Below are 20,579 nucleotides of genomic sequence, written 5' to 3'. Positions count from 1 at the left end.
GCGGCTACGGCGGCTCACAGCGAGGTGGCCAGCATCTGCTCGTAGTCGTCGGCGCTGGCCAGGCGCGGGTTGGTGCCGTGGCAATGGTCCTTGAGCGCCCCGCCGATCACGGCCGCGAACTGGGCGCGCTCCACGCCCATGGCGGCCAGGCCCGTGGGCAGGCCCAGGCGGGCGTTCATGTCGCGTATGGCTTCGGGAATGTCGCTGCCCGAGGCCAGACCCATGGCGTGGGCCATTCGCTGCAGGCGCTGTTCGGCGCGCACGCTCTCGGCCTCGGCATTGAAGCGCACCACGGCGGGCAGGAACATGGCGTTGAGCGTGCCGTGGTGCAGGCGCGGGTTCACGCCGCCCAGGCTGTGGCTGAGGCTGTGCACGCAGCCCAGGCCCTTCTGGAAGGCCATGGCGCCCTGCATGCTGGCGCTCATCAGCTGGCGGCGTGCCTCGGCGTCCTGGCCATTGCGGGTGGCGCGTTCTATGTGCGCCCAGCCGCGCGTGAGGCCGTCCAGCGCAATGCCGTCGGCAGGCGGATTGAAGGCGGCTGCCATGAAGGTTTCCATGCAGTGGGCGATGGCGTCCATGCCCGTGGCGGCCGTCAGCATGGCGGGCAGGCCGTAGGTCAGTTCCGGATCGCAGATGGCGGCGCGCGGCACCAGGTGCCAGCTGTGAAAGCCCAGCTTGCGGTGGTCGTCCACGATGATGATGGCGCCGCGCGCCACCTCGCTGCCCGTGCCGCTGGTGGTGGGCACGGCAATCAGCGGTGCCACGCGCTCGGTGATGCGCGGCGAGCCGCCCTCGATGGTGGCGTAGTGCGACAGCGGCCCTTCGTGCGTGGCCGCAATCGCCACACCCTTGGCGCAGTCGATGGCGCTGCCGCCGCCCACGGCGATCAGGCCGTCGCAGCGCTGCTCCTGGTAGATTGCAGCGGCTGCACGCACGGCGGCCTCGGTGGGGTTGGAGGGCGTCTGGTCGAACACTGCGTGCGGCATGTCGCCCAGCCCATCCAGCGCCTTTTGCAGCACGCCGGCCGCCTTGACGCCCTGGTCGGTGACGATCAGCGGCCGCGTGATGCCCACGCGCTCGCACTCCTGGCGCAACAGGCGCACGGCGCCGAAGTCAAACTGGATCTGGGTGACGTAGTTGATGAAAGCCATGGTCGGTGACTCGTTGCGGGCCGCTGCGGCCCGTGGTGGGGATCAGGGGGAGTGCGCCGAATCTAGACCGCGCGTGCTGCACTGCAAACAAAGCAAACCCTGAGAGGGCGCCTGCGCGGTCACGGGGGCGACAGCACGGGCGTGCACTGCCATCGCATGGCTGCCAGGGCCTTGTGCTCGCGGCACAATGCCTGCTGCGCCGTGCCTGGTCGGCCCCACCGAATTGCCTTGCCCGATAGTCGCTACCGAACCTGTCCCTGAACGTGCTCCTGAACGTGTCCCAGACTGAATCCTCCTCCCATGCCACGCCGCTGCCGGCGTCCCTGACCCACCAGATGCGCGATGTGCTGCGCCGCATGGAGCGCGCCGCGCGCACGCCCCTGCACCAGCTGGGCGCCGAGGGCGCACGTGCCGCCTACGAGGCGGGGGCCGGCGTGCTCGAAATTCCCAAGCCGGTTCTGCCGCGTGTCGAGGATCTGCAGATTCCCGCGCGCGATGGCGCCTTGCTGCCTGCGCGGCTCTATGCGCCCGTGGAGCGCAGCCAGACGCCGGCCACGGGCCTGCCCGTGCTGCTGTACCTGCACGGCGGCGGCTTCACCGTGGGCAGCGTGGCCACGCACGACGTGCTGTGCCGCCAGCTGGCCCATCTGTCGGGCGCCATGGTGGTCTCGCTGGACTATCGGCGCGCGCCAGAGCACAAATTCCCCACGGCCCACAACGACGCCTGGGATGCGCTGCAATGGCTGGCTTCGCAGGGCGCCTTGCTGGGCGCCGACCCTGCACGCTTGGCCGTGGGCGGCGACAGCGCGGGCGGCACGTTGGCCGCAGCCTGCGCCATCCATGCTCGCGATGCAGGCCTGAAGCTGGCCCTGCAACTGCTGATCTACCCGGGCACGACGGCCCACCAGGACACTGACTCGCACCGCCGTTTCGCCCACGGGCTGGTCATTGACGAGCCGGCCATCACCTGGTTCTTTGCCCAGTACCTCAACAGCCCTGCCGACCGCGAGGACTGGCGCTTCGCCCCGCTGCTGGCGCCTGACGTGGACGGCGTGGCCCCAGCCTGGATAGGCCTGGCCGAATGCGACCCGCTGGTGGACGAGGGCGTGGAATACGCCGACAAGCTGCGCATGTCGGGCGTGCCCGTGGATCTGGAGATCTACCGGGGCGTGACCCATGAATTCGTCAAGATGGGCCGCGCCATTGCCGAAGCGCGCCGTGCACATGCCGACATGGCGCGCGCCTTGGCCGACGCCTTCGCGGCCTGAGAGCCAGGGCATCCAAGACACCCAAGACAACAGGAGAGAAAAACCCATGCAACGCCAAGATTTCCGCACGCTGCAACGCATCGAAGTGCGCTGGTCCGAAGTGGACGCCCAGAAGATCGTCTTCAACGCCCACTACCTGATGTACGCCGACGTGGCCGTCACCGACTACTGGCGCCAGTTGGGCATGCCCTATGAGTCATCCTTCGCGGCCCTGGGCGGCGAGCTGTTCGTCAAGAAGGCCACCACCACCTACCACGCATCGGCCACGCTGGGCGACGTGCTGCATGTGGGCATACGCTGTGCCAGGCAGGGCAATACCTCGCTGTTGTTCGAGGCCGGCATCTTCCGGGGCATGGAACTGCTCAACACCGTGGAACTGGTCTATGTGTTCGCCGATGCCACCACGCGCCAGCCGCTGCCCGTGCCGCAGCAGCTGCGCGACGTGCTCACCGCCTATGAGGCCGGGCAGAGCGTGGTGCGCGTGGTATCGGGCAGCTGGAACGACCTGGGCCGCGACGCCGAGCGCCTGCGCCTGGCCGTGTTCGTGCACGAGCAGGGCGTGCCGCGCGAGATCGAGATCGACGAGTTCGACCCCGTGGCCCGCCACGCCGTGGTCTACAACGGCCTGGGCCAGCCCATTGCCACCGGCCGCCTGGTCAGCGACAGCCCCGGCGCGGGCAGGATCGGCCGCATGGCCGTGGACCGCAGCGTGCGCGGCGGCCGCTGGGGCCGCATCGTGCTGGATAGCCTGGTGGAGGCCTCCCGCCAGCGCGGCGACCGCGAAGTCGTGCTGCACGCGCAGCGCCATGCCGAGTCGTTCTACCTGCGCGCGGGCTTCACGCCCGAGGGCGAGCCCTATGAAGAGGCCGGCATTCCCCACATCACCATGAGGAAAGTGCTCACCGCCTGAGCTGCAGGCAGCTCAGGCGGTGCAAGGCCCAAATCTCAAATGTCCTCGCGCAGCGCGTAGGGCAGGGGCTTGAGTTGCAGCGCCACGGCCTGCGCGGCATCGGCGCGCTGGCCCTCGCCCAGGGCGGCGTGGGCCAGCAGGCGCTGCTCAGCCGAGCTGATCTGCATGGAGACAATGGCGTCCCAGCCGCCGCCGGGCGCCGGGGCGGCCTGGACCACGGTGCCGGTGGCCTGCTCCAGATCCTCGGGCGTGAAGACTTCCATGCCGGCTGCCAGCGGCTGCTGGGCATGGGCGATGTAGGCGCGGCGCTTGAGCGTGCCCCGGAACTGGCTGCGGGCCACCACCTCCTGGCCCGGGTAGCAGCCCTTCTTGAAATTCACGCCTTCCACCGATTCGTAGTTGAGCATCTGCGGCACGAAGGCATCGACCACGGGTGCCGACAGCGTGGCGATGCCGCTGGCGACTTCGCTCCAGAGCCAATCGGCCTCACTGAGTGCGGGGCCTTCGGGCAGGGGCGCACCGACAGGGGCCACGCGCAGGGCGCGCGGCTGGCCGGCGGCCGGGTGCAGGGCGATCAGGCTGGCGGCCCCGTGGTCCGTCTTGGTCCAGGGTGCGGCGGCCGCGCCCAGGGCCTGCACGGCGGAGTCGCCGGCCAGGCCGAGCAGGGTGAAGTCGGCCGTGGCATCGCTGAGCTTGCACTTGGCGCGCAGCACGAACATGGACAGGCGCTTGAGCGTGGGTGCCAGCAGGCTGCGGTCGCACAGCAGCAGGATCTCGTCCTTGCTGCGCTTGAAGCCGATGAAGCTGGCCAGCATGCGGCCCTTGGCCGTGCAGAACGCCGCCAGACGCGCATGCTGCAGATCGAGCAGCGCGAAGTCGTTGGTCAGCTGGCCATGCAGGAATGGGGCGGCGTCTTCGCCGAGGGCGCGTATCACGCCGAGATGGGAAACGGGGGCGATGCCGTTCAGTAAAGGCTGGGTCATGGCTGAATTATGATCAGCCGCTCTATTGCTTGCTTGGACCGAGGTTGTGCGCTTTATCTTTCGCGCTTTGATGATGCTGCTGGTGCTGGCAGCCGTGCTGGCCGGTGCCGGCTGGTGGTGGCTGAACCAGCCCCTGCCGCTGTCCCAGCCCACGCTGGAGCTGGAGGTCGAACCCGGCACCACGCCGCGCGGCGTCGCCCGCGAAGTGGTCAAGGCCGGGGTGCAGACCGATGCGCGGCTGCTGTATGCCTGGTTCCGCGTCTCGGGGCAGGACCGGCAGATCAAGGCCGGCAACTATGAACTGACCACGGGCCTGACCCCCTATGTGCTGCTGCAAAAGCTCGCGCGTGGCGAGGAATCGCTCAAGGCGCTGACCCTGGTCGAGGGCTGGAACTGGCGCCAGGTGCGCGCAGCCCTGGCCCGCGAGGAATTCCTGCGCCAGGAAAGCGCGGGCATGGACGATGCGGCCCTGATGCAGGCCCTGGGCCGTCCCGGGGTGGCGCCGGAGGGCCGGTTCTTCCCCGATACCTATACCTATGCCAAGGGCAGCTCCGACCTGGCCGTGCTGCGCCGGGCCCTGCATGCCATGGACCGGCGCCTGGCCGATGTCTGGGCGCTGCGCTCGGCCGACACGCCACTCAAGAGCCCCGACGAGGCCCTGACCCTGGCCAGCATCGTCGAGAAGGAAACCGGCCGCGCGGCCGACCGTGCCCAGATCGCAGGCGTGTTCACCAACCGCCTGCGCATCGGCATGCTGCTGCAGACCGATCCCACCGTGATCTACGGCCTGGGTGAGAAATTCGACGGCAACCTGCGCCGCCGCGACCTGCAGACCGACACGCCCTGGAACACCTACACCCGCGCGGGCCTGCCGCCCACGCCCATCGCCATGCCCGGCAAGGCCGCCCTCATGGCCGCCGTGCAGCCCAGCCAGACCAAGGCGCTGTATTTCGTGGCGCGCGGAGACGGCACCAGCCATTTCAGTGCCTCGCTGGACGAGCACAACCGCGCCGTCAACCGCTACCAGCGCGGCCAGCAAAAGCCCTGAGCAAAAGCCCTGAGATATTCCCCAGGGCTGCTGCGGTTCCCGCGGCGCTTGCGTATCCTCTCTTTCCATATGACCAATGCAACCCCCGCCGGCCTGTTCATCAGCTTCGAAGGCATCGATGGCGCCGGCAAGTCCTCGCACATCGCGTCGCTGGCCCAGGCTTTCCGTGACCAGGGCCGCACGGTGACGCTCACGCGCGAGCCCGGCGGCACGCCGCTGGCCGAAAAGCTGCGCGCGCTGATGCTGCACGACGCCATGGACCCGCTGACCGAGGCGCTGATCGCCTTTGCCGCGCGACGCGACCATCTGGTGCAGGTGATCGAGCCCGCGTTGGCGCGCGGCGAGGTCGTGCTCTGCGACCGCTTCACTGATGCCACCTTTGCCTACCAGGGCGCAGGCCGTGGCTTCGACCTGCAGCCGCTGGCCACGCTGGAGCGCATGGTGCAGACGGGCACCGCCCCCCAGCCCGATCTGCTGCGCGAGCCCCACCTGACGCTCTGGTTCGACCTGCCCGCCGAGGTGGCCGCCGAGCGCCTGGCCTCGGCCCGCGTGCCGGACCGCTTCGAGTCCGAACCCGGCAGCTTCTTCGCCCGCGTGGCCCAGGGCTATGCGTCGCGCGCTGCAGCAGCGCCCCAGCGCTTTGCCCGCATCGACTCCAACGCCAGCCGGCATGCGGTCTGGCAGCAGATCACGCAGGTCATGGTGCGCCGGGGCTGGCTGGCCATCATGGTCGGCGGCCAGGGAGGTGCGGCATGAACGAAGCCCTGCCACAGCCGGCCGAGACCGACACCTCCTGGATTGCTGAACAGCGCACACGCCTGCTCGCACAGCGCGGCCATGCCTGGCTGCTGCAGGGGCCTTCGGGCCTGGGGCAGTACGCGCTGTCGCTGTCACTGGTGCGTGCCTGGCTGTGCGAGTCGCCGTCGCCGCAGGGCGCCTGCGGCCACTGCGGCAGCTGCCACGCCATCGACGTGCGCGCCCATGCCGACCTGTGCGTGCTCATGCCCGAGGTGCAGATGATGGCGCTGGGCTGGCCCCTGCCCGAGAAGGCCCAGGCCGACATCGACGACAAGAAGCGCAAGCCCAGCAAGGAAATCCGTGTCGAGGCCATGCGCGACGCCGTGGAGTTCTGCCAGCGCACCAGCGCGCGCGGGCGCGGCAAGGCCGTGCTGGTCTATCCGGCCGAGCAGATGAATGCCATCACGGCCAATGCGCTGCTCAAGACGCTGGAGGAGCCGCCCGGCGATGCGCGTTTCGTGCTCGCCAGCGAGGCATCGCACCAGCTGCTGCCCACCATTCGCAGCCGCTGCCTGATCCACACCATGGCCTGGCCGGATCAGCAAGAGGCCCTTTCCTGGCTGGACACGCAGGGCGTGCCCCCTGAAGCGGCCGCCGTGGCGCTGCGCGCAGCAGGCGGGCGGCCCGGCGATGCACTGGCATTGGCGCAAAGCGGTGGCGGCAGCGACATGGCGTCGTGGTCACAGCTGCCGCGTGCGCTGGCCAAGGGCGATGTGGCGGCCCTGGCCGCCTACGCGCCGCCCCATGCCGTGGAGGCCTTGCAAAAGATCTGCCACGACCTGATGGCGCTGGCCGCAGGCGCCGCGCCGCGCTACTTCACGCCGGCCGACCTGCCTTCGCGGCCGCTGGACATGGGCCTGCTGGCCGAATGGTCGCGAACCCTGGCCCAGGCCGCGCGCACGGCCGACCATCCCTTCAACGCAGGCCTCATGGCAGAAGCCCTGGCCGCAGAGGCGCGGCGCGTGCTCATGTCCGGCCAGCCTGCCCGCCAGCGCCGGGCATGAAGGGCGGGGCACGGGAGAACATGGCCAGGCGCTTTTCGCCACATGAAAGCCCGGCCTGTTAACCTACGGCCCTGGGCCCGGTGCCGATTGCGCCGGCCGCTCACCGAACCAATGTCTGCAAACCATCCATGAGCACCGCACCCTCCACACCCCGTCCCAGCGTGATGCAATTGGCGATCAAGGAAAAGGCCGCGCTGTACGCCGCCTACATTCCCATGTTCGCAGAAGGGGGCGTCTTCGTGCCCACGCAGCGCGAGTACCGTCTTGGCGATGATGTCTACGTGCTGCTGACCCTGCCCGACGAGCCCCAGCGCTATCCCGTGGCCGGTCGCGTGGCGTGGATCACGCCCGCACGCGCCTCGGGCAACCGCACGCAGGGCATAGGCATACAGTTTCCCAAGGACGAGAAATCCGCCGAGCTCAAGGCCAAGATCGAGAACATCCTGGGCGCGGCGCTGAGCTCGGACAAGGCCACGCAGACGGTCTGATGGCTGCACCTGTTTCAGGTGCACCTGCCTGCCACGCATGCCGACAGGGAGGACAGCTCCCGGGTCGGCATGGCTGTTTCTGAACCACGAGATTCCATGTTTACCGATTCCCACTGCCATCTGAACTTCCCCGAGCTGCAAAGCCGCCTGCCCGAGATCCGCGAGGCCATGGCGGCCGCGCGTGTCACCCGCGCGCTGTGCATCTGCACCACGATGGAGGAGTTCGGCGATGTGCACCAGCTGGCGCTGGACCACGACAACTTCTGGGCCACCGTGGGCGTGCACCCCGATACTGAACACATGACCGAGCCCAGCGTGGGCGACCTGGTGGAGCGCGCCGCGCTGGCGCGCGTGGTCGCCATCGGCGAGACGGGCCTGGACTACTACGGCATGGAAGACCGCAAGGGCGGCCGCACCATTGCCGACCTGGAGTGGCAGCGCGAGCGCTTTCGCGTGCACATCCGCGCGGCGCGCCAGACGCAAAAGCCCCTGGTCATCCACACCCGCAGTGCCTCGGACGACACGCTGGCCATCCTGCGCGAAGAAGGCGAGGACGGCTCGGCAGGCCAGGCCGGCGGTGTCTTCCACTGCTTCACCGAGACCATGGAGGTCGCGCGCGCGGCGCTGGACCTGGGCTACTACATCTCGATGTCGGGCATCGTCACCTTCAAGAACGCCCAGCACCTGCGCGACGTGGCCGCCTTCGTGCCGGCCGACCGCCTGCTGATCGAGACCGACAGCCCTTATCTGGCGCCCGTTCCCTATCGCGGAAAGACCAACAATCCGTCGTATGTGCCGTACGTGGCCCAGCAGATTGCACAGGTGCGCGGCATTCCGGTCGAGGAGGTGGCGGCCCTGACCAGTGCCAACTTCGATCAGCTTTTCAAGGGGGTTGTCGCATGAGACTGAATGCTGCGGCCGTCGGCCGCGTGGACCGTCGCCGCTGGCTGGCCCGGGCCGGCCGCGCCCTGACGGCCGTGGCTGCAGCCGGTGCCGGGCTGGCGCATGCCAGCCAGTACGACGACTACGTGCGTGCCATCGTCAGCGACAACGAGCGCGCCATGGTCAACCTGATCTTTCGCGGCTTCGATCCCAACACGCGCGACACCCGCGGCCGCCCGGGTCTGGTTGCGGCCCTGCACCAGGGCTCCCTGGGCGTCTTCGACGTGCTGCTCAAGTCCCCCGGCATCAAGGTCAACGAAGCCTCGCAGCAGGGCGAAACGCCGCTGATGATGGCCTGCATCAAGGGCCACCTGGACCTGGCCAAGGAACTCATACGCCGGGGCGCCGATGTCAACCGCCCCGGCTGGACACCGCTGCACTACGCCACCTCGGCCGACCTGCCCCAAACGCTGGACATCATCAAGCTGCTGCTGGACAAAAGCGCCTACATCGACGCCGAATCGCCCAACGGCACCACGCCGCTGATGCTGGCTGCCCAGTACAGCAGCGAAGCCGTGGTGGACCTGCTCATCGCCGAAGGCGCCGACGTCATCCTGCGCAACCAGCGCGGCTTCACCGCCGCCGACTTCGCCAGGCAGGTGGACCGCCAATACATGGTCGACAAACTCACCAAGGCCATCAAGGCCGAACGCAAGACCCAGCCCTCGCGCGGGAGCTGGTAGCCGCCAGCTGCAAGCCGCAAGCGAAAGCGGCATGGCCGCCCCCAATCCTGTCCGCTCAGGTGGCGTGGTTCCTGCTCAACCTGGCATACAGCCCGTCGCGCGCCAGCAGTTCGGCATGCGTGCCTTGCTCGGCGATGCGGCCGCGCTCCATCACCACCACACGGTCGGCATGCTCGATGGTGGACAGCCGGTGGGCGATGACCAGCGTGGTGCGGCCCTGCATCAGCCGTGTCAGCGCCTCCTGCACCAGGCGCTCGGATTCGTTGTCCAGTGCCGAGGTGGCCTCGTCCAGAATCAGGACCGGCGCATCCTTGTACAGCGCCCGCGCAATCGCCAGCCGCTGGCGCTGGCCGCCGGACAGCTGGCTGGCGTTGTGTCCCACCACCGTCTGCAGGCCCTGGGGCAGGCCGCGCACATGCGAGCCCAGGTTGGCGGCGTCCAGCGCCGCCCACAGCAGTGCCTCGTCTTCCACGCCACCCAGCGCCACATTGGCGGCAATGGTGTCGTTGAACATCACCACATCCTGGCTGACCATGGCGAACTGCTGGCGCAGGGCGGCCAGATCCCATTCGGGCAGGGGGGTGCCGTCCAGCAGCAACTGCCCATCCGTGGGCTGCAGAAAGCGCGGCAGCAGGTTCACCAGCGTGGTCTTGCCGGCGCCGGACGGCCCCACCAGGGCCACCACCTCGCCGGGGCGCACGCGCAGGTCCACATGGCTCAGGGCGGGCGCCTTGTCCTCGCCAAACTGAACGGACACGTCGCGCAGCTCGATCTCGCCACGCGCCTTGCCGGGCACCTGGGTGCCGCCGGTCTCGTCGCCCGAGCCTTCGAGCAGGTGCAGGCCGCGCTCCAGCGCCGCCACGCCGCGCGTGATGGGGTTGGCCACATCGGCCAGGCGGCGGATGGGGGCAATCAGCATCAGCATGGCCGTGATGAAGGCCGCGAAACTGCCCACCGTCACATCCTGCACATTGGCCGCGGCGGCTCCCGTGCCCCGGCTTTGCCACAGCGCGATGCAGATCACGGCCGACAGGGCAGCAGCGGCCAGCAGTTGGGTCAGCGGCGTCATCGCGGCAGAGGCGATGGTGGCCTTGATGGCCAGCTTGCGCAGTTGCCCGCTCAGGCCGCCAAAGCGCTTTTGCTGGCCCTGCTGCGCGCCATGCAGGCGCACCATGCGGTGGGCCAGCACGTTCTCCTCCACCACATAGGCCAGGGAGTCCGTGGCTTCCTGGCTGATCTTGGTGATGCGGTACAGGCGGCGCGACAGCGTCTTCATGATCCAGGCCACGCCCGGCACCACGGCGGCCACCACCAGCGTCAGCTGCCAGTTCAGATACAGCAGGTAGCCCAGCAGCGCCACCAGGGTGAAGCCATCGCGCGAGATGCCCAGCATGGCCTGCACCAGCAGGGTGGAGCCGGTCTGCACCTCATAGACCACGGTGTTGGACAGCGATGAGGCCGACTGGCGCGAGAACAAGGCCATGTCGGCCGCCAGCAGCCGCTCGAACAGGCGCCTGCGCAGCGCCAGCATGCCCTCGTTGGCAATGCGCGCCAGCGCGTACTGGCCCACGAACTGCGACAGACCCCGCACCAGGAACACGCCGATGATGGCCAGCGGCACCGACCACAGGGGCAGCGTGCCGTCGGTGAAGCCGCTGTCCAGCAGCGGCTGCAGCAATGCCGGTATCAACGGCTCGGTGACCGCACCCACCAGCGTGGCGGCCACGGCCATCGTCCAGGCCAGGCGCTGACCACCAAAATAGGGGGACAGGCGCTTCAGGCGCTGCGACAGGGTCAGGGTGCTGGCGAGATCATGGGCCGCCGGTGCGGCGGACGGCGCAGGGGCCGGCGGCGGTGAGGATGGTGCGTGCATGAAGCGCGGATTTTACGGCGGGCTTGCCTGGGGCTGCCCCATGGGGAACCGATGCGGCTGGCGGGGATCGACAAAGCCTGGGCCGACAGACCCTACAGTGCACGTTCTTACATCGTGACGCATCCAGTGTGTGTAACATTCGCACCTGTGCAAGTACCGGGGTCTTCCCGTAGATATTGATGAATGCCAATGACTATTGACCGACTCCTTTCTCCTTCCTCCCTGGCGGCCGTGCCGCGCCCTTCGCGCCGAACCCTGCTGGCCGCTCTTGCCTCCACTCCTGCAATTCCCGCGCTGGCCCAGTTCCGCGTCGAAGTGACGGGCGTGGGCCTGACCCAGTTGCCCATCGCCATTGCAGCATTCAAGGGAGAAGGGCAGGCGCCCCAGAAGATCTCGGCCATCATCCAGGCCGACCTGGAGCGCAGCGGTCAGTTCCGCGCCGTGGACACGGCCGGCGTGCAACTCGATGAAACCTCGCGTCCCGATGTCGCCATGTGGCGCCAGAAAAGCGCAGATTCCCTGGCCGTGGGCAGCATCACGCGCCTGGCCGATGGCCGCTACGACGTGCGGTTTCGCCTCTGGGACGTGGTCAAGGGCCAGGACCTGGGCGGCCAGGGCTTTGCCGTCACCACCGGCGACCTGCGCCTGGTGGCCCACCGCATCTCCGACTACATCTACGAGAAACTCACGGGCGAGAAAGGCGTGTTCTCCACACGCATCGCCTACGTGACCAAGGCAGGAAGCAACTACCGCCTGTGGGTGGCCGATGCCGATGGCGAGAACGCGCAGTCCGCCCTGTCCAGCCCGGAACCCATCATCTCGCCCGCCTGGTCGCCCACCGGCACCCAGCTGGCCTATGTTTCCTTCGAGTCGCGCAAGCCCGTGGTCTATGTGCACGATGTGGCCAGCGGCCGCCGTCGCCTGGTCGCCAACTTCCGGGGCTCCAACAGCGCGCCGGCCTGGGCTCCCGATGGCAACTCGCTGGCCGTCACGCTCAGCCGTGATGGTGGTTCGCAGCTGTACCTGATCAGCGCCCAGGGCGGCGAGCCCCGCCGCCTGATGCAAAGCAGCGGCATCGACACCGAGCCGAACTTCTCCAGCGATGGCCGCTCCATCTACTTCGTCAGCGACCGTGGCGGCGCCCCGCAGATCTACAAGGTGCCGGCTTCCGGCGGCAGCGCGGAGCGCGTCACCTTCACCGGCAACTACAACATCTCGCCCAGTGTCAGCCCCGATGGAAAGTGGCTTGCCTATATCTCGCGCGTGGGCGGCGGCTTCAAGCTCCACGTCATGGACCTGGGCACCGGCACCGTGAATGCCATCACCGACACCACGGCGGACGAAAGCCCCAGCTTCGCTCCCAACAGCCGCCTGATCGTCTACGCCACGCTGCAGCAGGGCCGCGAGTCCCTGATGACCACCACGCTGGACGGCAAGATCAAGGCGCGGCTGGCAGGGCAGGGCGGAGACATCCGCGAGCCCGACTGGGGTCCGTTCCAGCGCCAGTGATAGCCCGGCTTCCTCGATTTCTTTTCAGTCAACAAGTCAACTCAGCACGAAGTCCATCCGGACATACGGAGATTTTTCATGATCACCATCAAACGACTTTCCCTGGCACTTGCAGTCACCGCACTCATGGCAGGTTGCAGCTCGGGCGTCAAGCTCGACGAAACCCCGGTCACCGACGCGGGCGCCTCCAGCACGGGCCAGGGCAGCGGTGCCGGCACCGGCAGCACCTCGCAAAGCGGCATCTCGGGCGTGGACCTGACCGGCTCGGCTGCCGACAAGGCAGGTCCCCAGGGCGTCAGCCGCATCGTCTACTTCGACTTCGACAGCTACGTCGTCAAGGCCGACGCCCAGCCCCAGATAGAAGCCCATGCACGCTTCCTGAAGGCGTCTTCTGCACGCAAGGTCCAGATCGAAGGCCACACCGACGAGCGCGGCGGCCGCGAATACAACCTGGCCCTGGGCCAAAAGCGCGCTGAAGCCGTGCGCCGCTCGCTGGGCCTGCTGGGCGTGAGCGACGCGCAGATGGAAGCCGTGAGCTACGGCAAGGAAAAGCCTGCCTCCGAAGGCCATTCCGAAGACGCCTACGCGCAAAACCGCCGCGCTGAACTGTCCTACCGTTGATGAACATGCAGCGCTCCCCGATCCTGCATCGCACCGCGCTGCGCACGCTGCTGGCTGCCGGCCTGATGGCCGGCTACGCCGCCAGCGGCCATGCCGCGCTGTTCGGCGATGACGAGGCGCGCCGCGCCATCCTCGAAATGCGCCAGCGTGTCGACAGCATGCAGCAGTCGCAGCAGCGCATGACCGAGGAAAGCGCGCAAACGCGCCGTGGCCTGCTCGAACTGCAGTCGCAGATCGAGCAGCTCAAGTCCGAGCAAGCCAAGCTGCGCGGCCAGAACGAGCAGCTGCTGCGCGATGTGGCCGAGCTGCAGCGCGGCCAGCGCGACATCGCCAAGGGCGTGGACGAGCGCCTGCGCCAGTTCGAGCCGGTCACGGTGACGGTGGACGGCCAGGAATTCGCGGCCGACCCGGCTGAGAAGCGCGACTTCGAAGCCGCGCTGGCGCAGTTCCGCGCAGGCAGCTTTGCCGAAGCCGGCACGGCATTCTCGTCCTTCCTGAACCAGTGGCCCAAGAGCGGCTACGTGCCCTCGGCCCGCTTCTGGCTGGGCAATGCGCAGTACGCCAATCGCAACTACAAGGACGCGATCACCAACTTCCGCGCGCTGCTGGCGGCAGCCCCCATGCATGGCCGGGCGCCGGAGGCGGCGCTGTCCATCGCCAACTGCCAGATCGAGATGAAGGACACCAAGGGCGCGCGCAAGACGCTGGAAGACCTGATCAAGGCCTATCCCAACGCCGAAGCCGCAGCCGCGGCCAAGAACCGTCTCGCCAGTCTCAAGTGATGAACGACACGGTCTCTTCATCCCTTCCGGGAGAAGACAAGACAGCGCCTGAAGCAGGCGCTGTTTTTTCTGATGCCGACCTGCAGCGCCGCTTCGGCGGCCTGGAGCGCCTGTATGGCGTGCCGGGCGCCGCGCGCATCCGCGCCGCGCACGTCGTCGTGGTGGGCATCGGCGGCGTGGGTTCGTGGACCGCCGAGGCGCTGGCACGCAGCGGTGTGGGCGAGCTCACACTCATCGACATGGACCATGTCGCCGAGTCCAACATCAACCGCCAGATTCACGCGCTCTCCACCACAGTGGGCCAGGCCAAGATCGAAGCCATGCGCGAGCGCATTGCCCAGATCAACCCGGCCTGCCGCGTGCACTGCATCGACGACTTCGTGGATCCGGACAACTGGCTGCGCCTGCTGCCCCAGAACGCGGACGCCGTCATCGACGCCTGTGACCAGGTCAAGGCCAAGACTGCCATGGCCGCCCATGCGCGCGCCACGCGCCAGTGCTTCATTTCGGTCGGAGCGGCCGGCGGCAAGCGCCTGGCGCACAAGGTGGACATCGAAGACCTCTGCGCCACCACGCACGACCCTTTGCTGGCCCAACTGCGCTACCGCCTGCGCCGCGAGCATGGCGCGCCCAAGGAAGGCAAGCGCATCGGCATCGCCTGCGTCTTCAGCCGCGAGGCCGTCGCCCCGCCCGATGCCTCTTGCGCCATCGAAGGCGACGGCACGCTCAACTGCCACGGCTACGGCTCGGTGGTAGCCGTCACCGCCACCTTTGGCCAGTGCGCCGCAGGCTGGGTCATCGATCAACTGAGCCGCATCAAGAATTGAGGCGTAAAATTTGGTGCTAGAATCTATGTCTTCGCTGAGCAGCATCTGATGCATGCAAAGCGTGGTTCGGGTCTTTAGCTCAGTCGGTAGAGCAGCGGACTTTTAATCCGTTGGTCGCGAGTTCGAATCTCGCAGGACCCACCAAATAAACACCAATGAAATCAAGCCCTTACGCCGCAAGCGTAGGGGCTTTTTTCTTGTCCTCGGGGGCCTGCTCTGACCAAAACATGACCGCGTTTGCGTACTGGGCCAGGTGCTCCGGCGCCAGGTGGGCATATTTCTTCACCATCTCCAGCGTCTTCCAGCCTCCCAGCTCCTTCAGGACGAACAAGGGCGTGCCGGATTGGACATGCCAGCTCGCCCAGGTATGCCGCAGGTCGTGGAAGCGGAAATTCTCGACACCGGCTGCGGCGAAGGCCCGGGCAAGAATTCGTGCATCGACCTGCTTCACAGGTGCCCCGGTAGGCCGCGTGAAGACGTTGACGCCTTTCGGGCGCGCGTTCAGCACGTCCAACGCTTCGCTGTTGAGCGGGACCACTCGCGCGGAACCTGATTTGGAGGCATCGGCGCTGACCCAGGCCATGGAGCGCTTGAGATCTACCTTGTCCCAGGTCAGCGTGAGGATCTCTGCGCTTCGCATGCCCGTGGCAAGGGCGAAGCGGCAGATGTCCCGCATCCAGTCCTGAGACAAGGCCATGATGAAGGTGCGGGCCTGCTGGCGGGTCAGGAACCGAATGCGAACCGCCGGCTCCCGGTAGTTGCTGAGAATGGGCGCGCGGCCAAGCCACTGCATCTTCTCGCACATGTTGAGCAGGGTCCGCAGGGTGGCGATGTACCGATTCTTGGTGCTCTGCGATGTGGGCCGCTGCACCGTGGAGCCGTGGCGCACGAAGTGCGTGGGCAGGTTGTCAAGGATGACGTCGCTTGTTAAAGAGCTGATTGGCCTGCCGCCGAAGACGGTGCGCCAATACGCGACGTGCCGAACCTTGGTGTCGTAGTCGCTCTGTCCAGCAGAGGCGCGGAGGAATTGAACGGCAGCTTCCTCGAAAAGCCGCTGCGGCTGCTCCCCCAGCTTGTCCTGCCGCCACATCTCCGCTTTCAGGCGGTCGTGGTACTCCTGAGCTGCCTTGCGCTCGGTCGTTTTAGAAGATCGTCTAACTCTTTCGCCGCTTGGCGTGCGTAGATCGATCCACCAGATTCCGGAAGTTTGATCTTTGCGGATGGGCATTCACTATCCTGGTTCCGCAACGATAGCCGGGTGACATTGTTGCGAGGTTTGTTGAGAGCAGCAAGGGCAGATGGCCAGATGCGCCATATGCGCGATCCGGGTAGGCGAAAGGCGATCTCATGCCGCCTTTCGAAGATGGTTCCGTAGGAAACCTGCAGTCGTTCGGCTGCCTGTTTTAGGGTGAGCGCGGTTTCACTCATTCGGCATCGCGGCCAGTTCCGGAGCCTGGGCCTGGGCCTGGGCCTGGTGGGTATAGGGCGACGCAGCTGCTTTCGAGCGCAGCTGCTCCGCCAGTGTTTCCAACTGCTCGAAGGTGAAGCACATGCCGCGAATTGCGCGCGTCGGCCCGGGCGTGTGAAAGGTGCCGCCGCACTGCTGTGCCAGCAGCACGAGAGGGGTGTTGATCATCGTCATGGCGGAACTCCAGGTCAGGCTGGGAAAGGCTCGGTGCGCCGCGCGGGCGCGGGGTAGTACAGATGCCCGCCTACGCGGCTGGGCAGCGTGAATGCATAGAAGCGCGAGGCGGGCAAGCCTGGATGCGGTTGCAGCTCCGTGCCCTGGTAGCAGTTGCTGGGAGGGGTGTAGGGCTTCTGGGGTGTGTTCTTGGACATGTGGATGCAGAAATGAAGCGGCCCGCATTGAGCGGGCCGGTTTTGGGTGAAGCAGTGATCAGGCCGCGCGTCGCATTGAGCTGGATGAGGCCTCTGAGTAGTTGGCGGCCACGATGAGGCGCATGGGCAGCGGGCTCACGGAATTGCCGACCATGCGGACCTGGGCGGTTTTCGTCAGGGGCTTGCCGGAGGCGGTCCGGTCGATGACGTAGCCAGGGGGGAAATCCTGGGCGTTGTAGAGTTCACGCGGCACCAGCATGCGCAGAGTGATGTCCACGATCACCCAGGGCTCGCCCTTGAGCCATACGGTCACGAGCGCCAGGCGGTCGCGCGTGGTGATGGTGGTCATGGGGTCGCGCAGGTCCGCCCACTGGCCGCCGCTGGCGTGGTAGCGCATGAGGAATGCGGCGCAGCGCAGGGCGCCGGCCTCCTGATCGGGCGACAGGTAGTACTGGATCAGTGCGTGGTGCTCGGCCCCGGCTGTGACCGTGGGCACGGGCTCGCGCATGTCGCGGCCCACGCTGCTCCTGCGCAGCGTACACAGGTGGGCGGCGATCAGCTGCTGCTGGCTGCCGCTGGTGGTCACGGTCGATACAGGGTCGCGCAGGTCGCGGGCCGGCGTGCTGTTGAACCCGCCGTTGGCCTGGACCATGAACGCGGATGCCAGGCTCTGCCCACCGCCGCTGGCCGTCACCGTGCCCAGCGGTCCCCGGATCTCATTGGCGCCGTGGCTCCAGCGCTTGCCGCCGTCCTTGCCTTCGCCGTGCCCGGCCTGCACCAGGTATGCCGAGCTGACGGCGTGCTTGATGCCGCCGGCCACGGCCGTGCCTAGGGGCTGGGAAAGGTCGAGCACGCGCGGGGCCTGGCCCTTGGCTTCGCCGTAGCCCATCTGGATCAGGGTGGGCGACACCAGTGCACGGCAGCCGCCTTTTTCCGTGGCGATGGTGCTCATGGGGCGGTCAAGCATTTCGATCTTCCCGCCGTGGGCCATGTTCACGATGAATGGCTGGGGGCTGTTCAGCACGAACTTGTGCAGGCCATGCGCGATTCGCCGCATGGTGGCCGGCGCCAGTTCCTTCTTGCGCCCGAAGATGCTTTGCCCGGGGATGCTCCAGTCGATGCACTCCGCTGCCTGGCGGAATGGCTTCTGGCCCGCCTTCGGATTCTTCCAGTGCGTCTGCGCTGGCCATACGATGGGCAGGCCGTCGCGGCGCGCGATCAGGTAGAGCCGTGTGCGGGTGCTGCGGGAGCCCAGGGTGGCGTTGCAGATCACCCGCCATTCGACCTTGTAGCCCAGGTCGCGCAGAGCCTGGATGAAGTGGCGCCAGCTGCGGCCCTTGTGCTTCGGGTCCGGCACCAGGAACTGATTGCGACGCGGCACCACCTCGCCGGGTTCGGCTACGCGGAAGGTGGCTTTTCCCGTGGCGGGGTCCGTGATGCGGTCCAGAGTGATGGCGCGGCCGGTGGCTGGATCGCGCTTCGCAATCAGCGGGGACCACTGCATCATCTGCTCGACGTTCTCCAGCGTGATTACATCGGGCTGGGTCTTGCCGGCCCAGCGGATGACGATCCAGGCAAGCGAGCGGATTTCCCCGTTGCGCGGCTGGCCGCCCAGGGCCTGGCTGTGATGCGTGCAGTCCGGCGATGCGTGCAACAGGCCCACCAGCTCGCCCTTGGTCACGGCCAGCGGGTCCACCTCGCGGATGTCGGAACGGTAGTGCCTGGTCTGCGGATGGTTGACTTGGTGCATGCCGATGGCGTCTGCATCGTGGTTGATGGCGACATCAACGGGCCGGCCGATTGCCTGCTCGATGCCAGTCGATGCGCCACCGCCGCCGGCGAAAAGGTCGATCACCAGCTTTGCCGCGAGGGGCAGGAGAAATTGAGGGGTGAGCATGCGGCTCCTTGAAATCTGGGCAAAAAAAGGCCGCTCGCGGTCGGGCCGGGCGGCTTCGGGATTGCCCCCGTGATTGGAGGCTTATGGTGAAATTAGGGCTCTACAAAAAAGGAGCACAGATGGACCGATGTGATCTTGGTGCCGAATACAAAGCGAATCCCCGGCAGGTATCGTTTAACTTCTGGGTAGAAGATGTCCTTTGCAGCGGCACTATCTCTGGGGACGCACTCGACAAGCTGGCAGGCGGGGATGCTGGTCTTCGTGCCGGCTGCCTTGCCTCCTATAAAAAGAATTGGGAGCAAATCCACGGTATCGCTTCGTTGAAGTTGGCAGCAGGACTGGCTCCCCAGATTTCGTTGCTTGACGTGTAAGGACAGGTGTCCCATGCGCGCTGTGTGGTCCTGAGTTTCAAAGCACGAATAGAAAGGAATGCGGGGGCAAATGTTTCACGGTTAAAGAAATGTGAGGTTATGTTTCTTGGATGTTGGCTAGGAATGCTGATTGCTCAGAGACTTGGCAGGCTTGAATTTCCGAGCCTGAAGTCAAAGCTCATGAAAGGAACCAGCAATGGCACAGCATGAAGACCACGGCCGACAAGGTCAGAACCGTCAACAGCAGCAGGACTCTGGCGACGGAAACGGCCGACGCGATCAGTTTGACGAAAGCCGCCGCTCCTACGCAGGACGCGGGCAGGACCAGTGGCGCGATGAGGGCCAGTGGGAAGGAAATCGCAGCGGCTACTCAGGTAGTCAGCAAGGCGGTGGATACCCCGAAAGGGGCTACCCTGGCGGGCAGCAGTCCGCCTATCAGGGGTACCAAGGCGAGCAGCAAGGTGGCTACGGCGGCGGATACGGGCCAGCGCCTGGTCGTCGGGAGTTCGGATACGGCGGCGGCAGCGGATACGGCGACCAAGGGTATGGACGTTCTCGACAAGATCAAGGCTACTCGCGCCATTCGCAGCAAGGCGGATGGGGCGGCCATGAACGCAGTGATTTTGGCCGAGATACTCAAGGCTGGGATCGTGGAGGGGGCGGAAACAATTACGGCAATTCTGACCAGCAATATGTACGTCAGGGCCGGACAAGTGAACCGTTCGACCCTGACTATCATCAGTGGCGTCAGGAACAAGTTGACGCCTTGGATGAGGATTACCGCAACTGGCGAAATGATCGCTACAAAAAGTTCTCTGACGAGTTCAATAAGTGGCGCACAGAGCGCGACGCTCAACGAAGCAGTGACAAGAGCGTTAGTTCCGGTTCAACTTCTAGTCAACAAGGAACAACTGGCAAGGAAAGTAAGTAATCCTTCGCATGATGTACTGATTTCGTAGTTAATCGGCCCCCAGGATTAAACGCCTAGGGGCCGGTGGTGATTCAGCTAAGCTTTTTTGGAGATCTCGTCATGGACCTTCGGATACGCGAACCTGAGCTACAAGCTATGCATGTGTGGCACGCGAGCATGGTGGTGCTAGCAAAACCTGGAGAAGCATTTGGAGTACCCATATTTGAGGCACCTGCGGTTGCTCCCCCTGTTTCATCACCCGTCGGAATCGAATTTCCCTATCACTTGTTGGTGATCGAAGTTGATGATCCCGAGGACAGCGTTACTCAGGATCGCATTCGTTGTAGGTTGAGCGAGTTCGACGTTTAGGCGCCTGCTTTTTCCGGGATAAGAAATTCCGCGCGATCTTTGTCCTTGATCCAGTTCGGCGGCTTGCCCCGGCCGGTCCAGGTCGCTCCAGTCTCGGGGTCACGGAACTTGGGCGTGCCCACCGAGCCCTTCGCCTTGGAGCCGGAGGCGGGGAACACGTCTTGCTCGGTCAGGTGGTACTGCTGAATCAGGGCGCGGGCCTCTGCCACCGCTCCAGCCTTCTCCGTCTTCATCACTTCCGCGATGCGTGCATCCAGCTCGGCCTTTTGCTGCAGCAGGGTCTTGTAGTCGTTCATCTTGTTTTCT

The 20,579-nt window shown here is 66.4% G+C and carries 22 protein-coding genes and 1 tRNA gene; 15 read left to right on the top strand and 8 right to left on the bottom strand.

Annotated features, from left to right (window positions below; all coding sequences use genetic code 11):
* Positions 1-14: 14 nt before the first annotated feature.
* Complete coding sequence (locus AAN986_RS15795) at positions 15-1,151, bottom strand: iron-containing alcohol dehydrogenase (protein ID WP_016446813.1); 1,137 nt, start codon at positions 1,149-1,151, stop codon at positions 15-17.
* Positions 1,152-1,414: 263 nt separating this feature from the next.
* On the opposite strand from AAN986_RS15795, the gene AAN986_RS15790 reads away from it, so the two are divergent.
* Positions 1,415-2,419, top strand: a complete 1,005-nt coding sequence (locus AAN986_RS15790) for an alpha/beta hydrolase (RefSeq protein ID WP_047218273.1) — start codon at positions 1,415-1,417, stop codon at positions 2,417-2,419.
* Positions 2,420-2,465: 46 nt separating this feature from the next.
* The gene (locus AAN986_RS15785) at positions 2,466-3,329 is read left to right on the top strand and encodes a YbgC/FadM family acyl-CoA thioesterase (protein WP_047218274.1); all 864 of its coding nucleotides are present in this window, start codon (positions 2,466-2,468) and stop codon (positions 3,327-3,329) included.
* Positions 3,330-3,364: 35 nt separating this feature from the next.
* Here the strand turns inward: AAN986_RS15785 and AAN986_RS15780 are convergent, their stop codons facing one another.
* Positions 3,365-4,312, bottom strand: coding sequence for a folate-binding protein YgfZ (locus AAN986_RS15780; protein ID WP_047218275.1), 948 nt, complete (start codon positions 4,310-4,312; stop codon positions 3,365-3,367).
* A 46-nt stretch (positions 4,313-4,358) separates the two neighbouring features.
* Between AAN986_RS15780 and mltG the strand changes: the two genes are divergently transcribed.
* From mltG to AAN986_RS15750, 6 genes are all read left to right on the top strand, one after another.
* Positions 4,359-5,360, top strand: coding sequence for an endolytic transglycosylase MltG (mltG, locus tag AAN986_RS15775; RefSeq protein ID WP_016446816.1), 1,002 nt, complete (start codon positions 4,359-4,361; stop codon positions 5,358-5,360).
* A 69-nt stretch (positions 5,361-5,429) separates the two neighbouring features.
* The gene (tmk, locus tag AAN986_RS15770; RefSeq protein ID WP_016446817.1) at positions 5,430-6,116 is read left to right on the top strand and encodes a dTMP kinase; all 687 of its coding nucleotides are present in this window, start codon (positions 5,430-5,432) and stop codon (positions 6,114-6,116) included.
* Positions 6,113-7,162, top strand: coding sequence for a DNA polymerase III subunit delta' (locus AAN986_RS15765; RefSeq protein WP_016446818.1), 1,050 nt, complete (start codon positions 6,113-6,115; stop codon positions 7,160-7,162). Before tmk ends, AAN986_RS15765 begins: the two co-directional genes overlap by 4 nt.
* A 128-nt stretch (positions 7,163-7,290) precedes the next feature.
* Positions 7,291-7,650, top strand: coding sequence for a PilZ domain-containing protein (locus AAN986_RS15760; protein ID WP_016446819.1), 360 nt, complete (start codon positions 7,291-7,293; stop codon positions 7,648-7,650).
* A gap of 96 nt (positions 7,651-7,746) precedes the next feature.
* Complete coding sequence (locus AAN986_RS15755) at positions 7,747-8,553, top strand: TatD family hydrolase (RefSeq protein WP_016446820.1); 807 nt, start codon at positions 7,747-7,749, stop codon at positions 8,551-8,553.
* A complete protein-coding gene (locus AAN986_RS15750; protein WP_016446821.1) occupies positions 8,550-9,275 on the top strand; it encodes an ankyrin repeat domain-containing protein in 726 nt (241 codons plus the stop codon). The genes AAN986_RS15755 and AAN986_RS15750 overlap by 4 nt, the downstream gene beginning before the upstream one ends.
* A gap of 55 nt (positions 9,276-9,330) precedes the next feature.
* Here the strand turns inward: AAN986_RS15750 and msbA are convergent, their stop codons facing one another.
* The gene (gene msbA, locus AAN986_RS15745) at positions 9,331-11,148 is read right to left on the bottom strand and encodes a lipid A export permease/ATP-binding protein MsbA (RefSeq protein WP_016452860.1); all 1,818 of its coding nucleotides are present in this window, start codon (positions 11,146-11,148) and stop codon (positions 9,331-9,333) included.
* A 189-nt stretch (positions 11,149-11,337) separates the two neighbouring features.
* On the opposite strand from msbA, the gene tolB reads away from it, so the two are divergent.
* The 5 genes from tolB to AAN986_RS15720 all read left to right on the top strand — a co-directional run bounded on the left by tolB (position 11,338) and on the right by AAN986_RS15720 (position 15,031).
* On the top strand, positions 11,338-12,657 hold the full coding sequence (tolB, locus tag AAN986_RS15740) for a Tol-Pal system beta propeller repeat protein TolB (RefSeq protein WP_016446823.1): 1,320 nt from the start codon (positions 11,338-11,340) through the stop codon (positions 12,655-12,657).
* A gap of 78 nt (positions 12,658-12,735) precedes the next feature.
* A complete protein-coding gene (gene pal / locus AAN986_RS15735) occupies positions 12,736-13,278 on the top strand; it encodes a peptidoglycan-associated lipoprotein Pal (protein ID WP_016446824.1) in 543 nt (180 codons plus the stop codon).
* The gene (gene ybgF, locus AAN986_RS15730; RefSeq protein WP_047218276.1) at positions 13,278-14,060 is read left to right on the top strand and encodes a tol-pal system protein YbgF; all 783 of its coding nucleotides are present in this window, start codon (positions 13,278-13,280) and stop codon (positions 14,058-14,060) included. Before pal ends, ybgF begins: the two co-directional genes overlap by 1 nt.
* Positions 14,060-14,887 (top strand): tRNA threonylcarbamoyladenosine dehydratase, encoded by an 828-nt coding sequence (locus AAN986_RS15725; protein ID WP_047218277.1) that lies wholly within the window; start codon positions 14,060-14,062, stop codon positions 14,885-14,887. Before ybgF ends, AAN986_RS15725 begins: the two co-directional genes overlap by 1 nt.
* A gap of 68 nt (positions 14,888-14,955) precedes the next feature.
* Positions 14,956-15,031, top strand: a tRNA-Lys gene (locus AAN986_RS15720).
* 25 nt (positions 15,032-15,056) lie between these two features.
* On the opposite strand, the gene AAN986_RS15715 is transcribed toward AAN986_RS15720, so the two are convergent.
* From AAN986_RS15715 to AAN986_RS15700, 4 genes are all read right to left on the bottom strand, one after another.
* The gene (locus AAN986_RS15715) at positions 15,057-16,115 is read right to left on the bottom strand and encodes a site-specific integrase (protein ID WP_313281427.1); all 1,059 of its coding nucleotides are present in this window, start codon (positions 16,113-16,115) and stop codon (positions 15,057-15,059) included.
* 192 nt (positions 16,116-16,307) lie between these two features.
* Positions 16,308-16,529, bottom strand: a complete 222-nt coding sequence (locus AAN986_RS15710; RefSeq protein WP_349335397.1) for a hypothetical protein — start codon at positions 16,527-16,529, stop codon at positions 16,308-16,310.
* Positions 16,530-16,543: 14 nt separating this feature from the next.
* Complete coding sequence (locus AAN986_RS15705) at positions 16,544-16,726, bottom strand: hypothetical protein (protein WP_349335396.1); 183 nt, start codon at positions 16,724-16,726, stop codon at positions 16,544-16,546.
* A gap of 58 nt (positions 16,727-16,784) precedes the next feature.
* Complete coding sequence (locus AAN986_RS15700; protein ID WP_349335395.1) at positions 16,785-18,623, bottom strand: DNA cytosine methyltransferase; 1,839 nt, start codon at positions 18,621-18,623, stop codon at positions 16,785-16,787.
* A gap of 83 nt (positions 18,624-18,706) precedes the next feature.
* Between AAN986_RS15700 and AAN986_RS15695 the strand changes: the two genes are divergently transcribed.
* Both AAN986_RS15695 and AAN986_RS15690 read left to right on the top strand, forming a co-directional pair.
* A complete protein-coding gene (locus AAN986_RS15695) occupies positions 18,707-18,994 on the top strand; it encodes a hypothetical protein (RefSeq protein WP_349335394.1) in 288 nt (95 codons plus the stop codon).
* 206 nt (positions 18,995-19,200) lie between these two features.
* Complete coding sequence (locus AAN986_RS15690) at positions 19,201-19,953, top strand: hypothetical protein (RefSeq protein WP_349335393.1); 753 nt, start codon at positions 19,201-19,203, stop codon at positions 19,951-19,953.
* Positions 19,954-20,269: 316 nt separating this feature from the next.
* On the opposite strand, the gene AAN986_RS15685 is transcribed toward AAN986_RS15690, so the two are convergent.
* Positions 20,270-20,569 (bottom strand): H-NS histone family protein, encoded by a 300-nt coding sequence (locus AAN986_RS15685; RefSeq protein WP_349335392.1) that lies wholly within the window; start codon positions 20,567-20,569, stop codon positions 20,270-20,272.
* Between the last annotated feature and the right edge of the window lie 10 nt (positions 20,570-20,579).

It is taken from the genome of Delftia sp. DS1230, from assembly GCF_040112715.1.
Taxonomy (GTDB): Bacteria; Pseudomonadota; Gammaproteobacteria; order Burkholderiales; family Burkholderiaceae_C; genus Comamonas; species Comamonas tsuruhatensis.
This window is presented reverse-complemented; position numbering and strand designations above follow the sequence as displayed.

Excerpts from the sequence above, each read along its gene's own strand:
- pal (WP_016446824.1), top strand. The coding sequence starts at position 12,736 with ATGATCACCATCAAACGACTTTCCCTGGCACTTGCAGTCACCGCACTC.
- AAN986_RS15690 (WP_349335393.1), top strand. The coding sequence starts at position 19,201 with ATGAAGACCACGGCCGACAAGGTCAGAACCGTCAACAGCAGCAGGACT.
- AAN986_RS15795 (WP_016446813.1), bottom strand. The coding sequence starts at position 1,151 with ATGGCTTTCATCAACTACGTCACCCAGATCCAGTTTGACTTCGGCGCC.
- tmk (WP_016446817.1), top strand. The coding sequence starts at position 5,430 with ATGACCAATGCAACCCCCGCCGGCCTGTTCATCAGCTTCGAAGGCATC.
- AAN986_RS15785 (WP_047218274.1), top strand. The coding sequence starts at position 2,466 with ATGCAACGCCAAGATTTCCGCACGCTGCAACGCATCGAAGTGCGCTGG.
- AAN986_RS15705 (WP_349335396.1), bottom strand. The coding sequence starts at position 16,726 with ATGTCCAAGAACACACCCCAGAAGCCCTACACCCCTCCCAGCAACTGC.
- msbA (WP_016452860.1), bottom strand. The coding sequence starts at position 11,148 with ATGCACGCACCATCCTCACCGCCGCCGGCCCCTGCGCCGTCCGCCGCA.
- AAN986_RS15755 (WP_016446820.1), top strand. The coding sequence starts at position 7,747 with ATGTTTACCGATTCCCACTGCCATCTGAACTTCCCCGAGCTGCAAAGC.
- AAN986_RS15710 (WP_349335397.1), bottom strand. The coding sequence starts at position 16,529 with ATGACGATGATCAACACCCCTCTCGTGCTGCTGGCACAGCAGTGCGGC.
- AAN986_RS15695 (WP_349335394.1), top strand. The coding sequence starts at position 18,707 with ATGGTGAAATTAGGGCTCTACAAAAAAGGAGCACAGATGGACCGATGT.
- tolB (WP_016446823.1), top strand. The coding sequence starts at position 11,338 with ATGACTATTGACCGACTCCTTTCTCCTTCCTCCCTGGCGGCCGTGCCG.
- ybgF (WP_047218276.1), top strand. The coding sequence starts at position 13,278 with ATGAACATGCAGCGCTCCCCGATCCTGCATCGCACCGCGCTGCGCACG.
- AAN986_RS15750 (WP_016446821.1), top strand. The coding sequence starts at position 8,550 with ATGAGACTGAATGCTGCGGCCGTCGGCCGCGTGGACCGTCGCCGCTGG.
- AAN986_RS15700 (WP_349335395.1), bottom strand. The coding sequence starts at position 18,623 with ATGCTCACCCCTCAATTTCTCCTGCCCCTCGCGGCAAAGCTGGTGATC.
- AAN986_RS15715 (WP_313281427.1), bottom strand. The coding sequence starts at position 16,115 with ATGCCCATCCGCAAAGATCAAACTTCCGGAATCTGGTGGATCGATCTA.
- AAN986_RS15685 (WP_349335392.1), bottom strand. The coding sequence starts at position 20,569 with ATGAACGACTACAAGACCCTGCTGCAGCAAAAGGCCGAGCTGGATGCA.
- AAN986_RS15760 (WP_016446819.1), top strand. The coding sequence starts at position 7,291 with ATGAGCACCGCACCCTCCACACCCCGTCCCAGCGTGATGCAATTGGCG.
- AAN986_RS15780 (WP_047218275.1), bottom strand. The coding sequence starts at position 4,312 with ATGACCCAGCCTTTACTGAACGGCATCGCCCCCGTTTCCCATCTCGGC.
- AAN986_RS15725 (WP_047218277.1), top strand. The coding sequence starts at position 14,060 with ATGAACGACACGGTCTCTTCATCCCTTCCGGGAGAAGACAAGACAGCG.
- AAN986_RS15765 (WP_016446818.1), top strand. The coding sequence starts at position 6,113 with ATGAACGAAGCCCTGCCACAGCCGGCCGAGACCGACACCTCCTGGATT.